We start from the raw sequence: 3,803 nt of genomic DNA, 5'->3' as shown, positions 1-3,803 counted from the left end.
CCGCGCCGCCAGCGACCGCCGCCCGCGCCAGCCGCCCCGCCCCCACGCGTCACCCGCCGCCCACGCGCCCGCCGCCGCCGCCACGGCCGCGGTGCGGGCCGCGGGGTGCCCGGCCGGGCGTGCGGGGGGGGGGGGCGGGGGGGGGGGGGGGGGGGGCGGGGGCGCAGACGCCCCCGCCAAGGATCGGCGCCTTGATCCTCGCTCGACCCTCACCCGCCCGCTTCGCGGGCACCCTCTCCCGGGACGGGAGAGGGAAACACTTTTTACCCCCCCAACAGCTTCGGGTTGGCGATGCCCAGCCGGGCCTGGACGATCTCCTCCAGGCACTCCATCAGCACGTCCTGGCCGTCGTGGTCGAAGTCGCCCGCGGCGATCTCGATGCACAGCCGGTGCTGAAGGGCCTCCACCCGCTGGCGCAGGTCGGCGCCGGACAGGCTGTCGTCGGCGTCCTCGCCGTAGAGCAGGGCGAGCGCCGCCAGCATGGCGTGGCCGGCCCCGTCGGCGCCGGCCAGCTCGCGCTGCACGATGCCGAGCGCGTTGGCGATCATCAGCGCCGTGTAGCGCTGGGCCGGCGGGATGTGGGGAAGCAGGTCCGTCCGGAAGGTGTCCGCGACGATGCTCAGCAATTCCTGGGCGTCTGGGCTGGTGCGCATCAGGCGACCCTCTCTTCGTCGGCGTCGCCGGACGGTTCGGCGCCCACCGTTGCCGGGGCGGAGGCCGTCAGCCCCAGCCCATGGATGTGGCGCAACAAATCCAACTCGATCTCCGGCAGCATCCGCCCGGTCAAGGCCAGCTCCAGCGACGGCTCCTCCCCTGACGTGTGGCGGCGTCCCTGAAGGACGGCGATGGCCGCCCAGCGCATGTAAGCGGCGGCTTCCCAATAGGCGACCGCCTGCGGGTCCACCCGGCGGCCCGAGGTCTCCTCGTAACCGGCGTAGAAGTCCTCCCGCCCGGCCAAGCCGCCGGCCTCGCGGTCGTGGCGCCCGAACCGCCAGGAGCGGGCGCAGAACCAGCCGAGATCCTCCATGGGGTCGCTGAATCCCGCGAACTCCCAGTCCAGGATGGCGGTCAGCCCGCCGTCCTTCACCAGATAGTTCCCAGTGCGGTAGTCGCGGTGGCACAGCACCAGATCGCCCGGCGGCGGCGCGTGGATCTCCAGCCAACGCAGCCCCCAGGCCAGAACGGCGTCGCGCAAGGCCAGATCGCCCAGCCAGTCGCGGTAGGCGTGGACGCAGTCGAGCGCCGGCGATGCAGCCGGCACCGGCAGATCCTCCAGCCCCGGCGTGTCCGGCCCGGCCTTGTGGAGGCGGCCGAGTTGCCGGCCAAGCTCGCGGGCAAGTCCGCGCTGCGGCTGGTCGGCCTTCACCACTTTGTGCCCGGCCCCGATGCCCTCGGCGCGGCGCATGATGTAGAAGTCGGCGCCGAGAACGGCCGGGTCGCCGCAGGCGGCGATGGGCTCCGGAGCGGCCACCCCGGCGCCGAAGGCGGCGCGCAGCACGGCGAACTCCTGCGCCTTGGAGATGCTGGCCTTCATGCCGGATGCCTCCGCGCCACCCCCCGGTTGGGCGCGCAGCACGCAGGCGTGCCGCCCGGCCTGCGGACCACCGTCGATGTCCAGAGTCACCGCGAGGTTGAGCGAGATGGCTCCCCCGCCGAGCGTGCCTTCGTCGGCCACCGACACGCGCGTCGCGCCGGTCGCCCCGGCCAGCCACGTTTCCAGCCGCGGCCGGCTTTCCCCGTCGATCAGTGCGCCCATCCCATCACCCCCAGGCCCAGAAGCCGTCGCCCTCGTCCATGTAGAATCGCGCCAGGACCATCTTGTGGACCTCGGACGCCCCGTCCACCAGCCGGGCCTGCCGGGCGTAGCGGTACATCCACTCCAGCGCCGTGTCCTTCGAATAGCCCCTGGCGCCGCAGAGCTGGATGGCCGTGTCCACCGCCTTGTGCAGCGTGTCGGCGACATGGACCTTGGCCATCGACACCTCCTTGCGGGCGAAGTCGCCGCGGTCGAGCTGCCACGCCGCCTTCATGACCAGCAGCCGCCCGATCTCGATCTGCATGGCGACGTCGCCCATCATCCACTGCACGCCTTCGTGCCCGGCGAGCGTGGTGCCGAAGCTCTCGCGCTCGCGCACATAGGCGGCGGCGATCTCCATGGCCCGCTTCGACAGGCCGGTCCAGCGCATGCAATGGGTCAGCCGCGCCGGGCCGAGGCGGATCTGCGTCGCCTTCAGCCCGTCGCCGATGTTCATCAGGACGTTCTCGTCGGAGACTTCCAGCCCGTCGAAGCGCAGCTCGCAATGGCCGCCATGCTCCTCCGGCCCCATGATCGGGATGCGGCGGACGATCTCCCAGCCGGGCTGGTCCTTATCGAACAGGAAGGCGGTCAGCCCCTTGCGCGCGTCGTCGGAGGTGCGGGCGATCAGGATGAAATGCTGCGCCTCGCCCGCCCCGGTGATGAACCATTTGTGGCCGGAGATCACCCAGCGGTCGCCCTTGCGCTCCGCCCGCGTCTTCATCATCGAGGGGTCGGAACCGCCGCCGGGGTGCGGCTCGGTCATCACGAAGGCGGAGCGCACCGTGCCGTCGACGATGGGCTGGAGCCAGCGCTCCTTCTGCGCCTCGGTCGCCACCTTGTTGAGAAGCTGCATGTTGCCGTCGTCGGGGGCCGCGCAGTTGAAGCAGACCGGCCCGAAGATGGACCGGTTCATCTCCTCGTAGGCGGCGGCCATGCCGACGATGCCCAGCCCCTGCCCGCCGCGATCCTTCGGCATCTGCGGCGCCCACAGCCCGGCGGCCTTCACCTCCCCGCGCAGGCGCTCCAGCAGGGCGGGCGCGATGTTCTCATGCGCGTCGTAGGAGGCCGGGTCCGCTTCCAGCGGCAGGATGCGCTCATCCACGAAGGCGCGCACGCGGCGGCGGAACTCCTCGATCGGCGGGGGCAGGCTGAAATCCATCGGTTCGGGTCCTCTCCGTCGTTTTTTCTTGATTACAGGCTGCTGACCAGGTGCCCGCCGTCCACCGGCACGACCGCCCCGGTCATATAGGCCGAGGCGTCGGAGCAGAGCAGCAGCAGCGGCCCGTCGAGGTCCGAGAGCCGTCCCAGCCGACGCTGCGGCACCCGCCGGATCAGCGCCTGCCCGGCGTCGGTCGCCAGGAAATCGCGGTTCAGGTCGGTTTCCATATAGCCGGGGGCCAGCGCGTTGACGCGGATGCCGTAACGCGCCCATTCCAGGGCCAGCGCCTGGGTCATCTGCACCAGCCCCGCCTTCGACGCCGTGTAGGCCACGACATGGCCGGCCACCCGCAGCCCGAGGATGGAGGCGATGTTGATGATCGCTCCGCCCCTCCCCTGCTCCCTCATCACGCGCGCCGTCTCCTGCGCGGTGAGGAAGGCGCCCTTCAGGTTGGTGTCGATGACGCGGTCCCACTCCTCCTCCGCGTAGTCCAGTGCGGGCTTGGCGACGGTGGCCCCGGCGTTGTTGACGAGGATGTCCAGCCCGCCGAGCGCGCTTGCCGCCTCGCGGACGCCGTCGCGGACGGAGGCGGCGTCGGTGACGTCCAGCGGCACGGCGATGGCCTGCCCGCCCGCCGCCTCGATCTCGGCGACGGCGGCGTCCAGGCTCTCGCGCCGCCGCGCGGCCAGAGCGACGCGGGCGCCCGCTGCGGCGAGCACGCCCGCAAAGTGGCGTCCCAGGCCGGCGGAGGCCCCGGTGACCAGGGCGGTGCGGTTGGTGAGGGAAAGGGTCATGGGGATCCTGGGTTTGTGACGGTGGGGTTCATGCGTCGGGCCCCCTCCCTAA

General features: G+C 72.0%; 4 protein-coding genes. All 4 read right to left on the bottom strand.

All coding sequences use genetic code 11. From position 1 onward, the window contains the following. Window positions 1-263 precede the first annotated feature (263 nt). From GBZ26_RS28105 to GBZ26_RS28090, 4 genes are read right to left on the bottom strand one after another with little or no spacing between them, the layout of a single operon-like run. On the bottom strand, window positions 264-653 hold the full coding sequence (locus tag GBZ26_RS28105; protein ID WP_174441621.1) for a DUF6285 domain-containing protein: 390 nt from the start codon (window positions 651-653) through the stop codon (window positions 264-266). Beyond that, window positions 653-1,756 (bottom strand): phosphotransferase family protein, encoded by a 1,104-nt coding sequence (locus GBZ26_RS28100; protein ID WP_174441620.1) that lies wholly within the window; start codon window positions 1,754-1,756, stop codon window positions 653-655. Before GBZ26_RS28100 ends, GBZ26_RS28105 begins: the two co-directional genes overlap by 1 nt. Window positions 1,757-1,760: 4 nt before the next feature. Further along, entirely contained in the window at window positions 1,761-2,957 is a 1,197-nt protein-coding gene (locus GBZ26_RS28095) for an acyl-CoA dehydrogenase family protein (protein WP_174441619.1), read from the bottom strand. 32 nt (window positions 2,958-2,989) lie between these two features. Continuing rightward, window positions 2,990-3,751, bottom strand: coding sequence for an SDR family NAD(P)-dependent oxidoreductase (locus GBZ26_RS28090; RefSeq protein ID WP_174441618.1), 762 nt, complete (start codon window positions 3,749-3,751; stop codon window positions 2,990-2,992). Between the last annotated feature and the right edge of the window lie 52 nt (window positions 3,752-3,803).

It is taken from the genome of Azospirillum formosense, from assembly GCF_013340925.1.
Lineage (GTDB): Bacteria > Pseudomonadota > Alphaproteobacteria > Azospirillales > Azospirillaceae > Azospirillum > Azospirillum formosense.
Note: the sequence above shows the minus strand (reverse complement) of the source record. Positions and strands in the feature narration are given on the sequence as shown.

Coding starts and splice junctions, on each gene's coding strand:
- GBZ26_RS28100 (WP_174441620.1), bottom strand. CDS start 1,756: ATGGGCGCACTGATCGACGGGGAAAGCCGGCCGCGGCTGGAAACGTGG.
- GBZ26_RS28090 (WP_174441618.1), bottom strand. CDS start 3,751: ATGACCCTTTCCCTCACCAACCGCACCGCCCTGGTCACCGGGGCCTCC.
- GBZ26_RS28095 (WP_174441619.1), bottom strand. CDS start 2,957: ATGGATTTCAGCCTGCCCCCGCCGATCGAGGAGTTCCGCCGCCGCGTG.
- GBZ26_RS28105 (WP_174441621.1), bottom strand. CDS start 653: ATGCGCACCAGCCCAGACGCCCAGGAATTGCTGAGCATCGTCGCGGAC.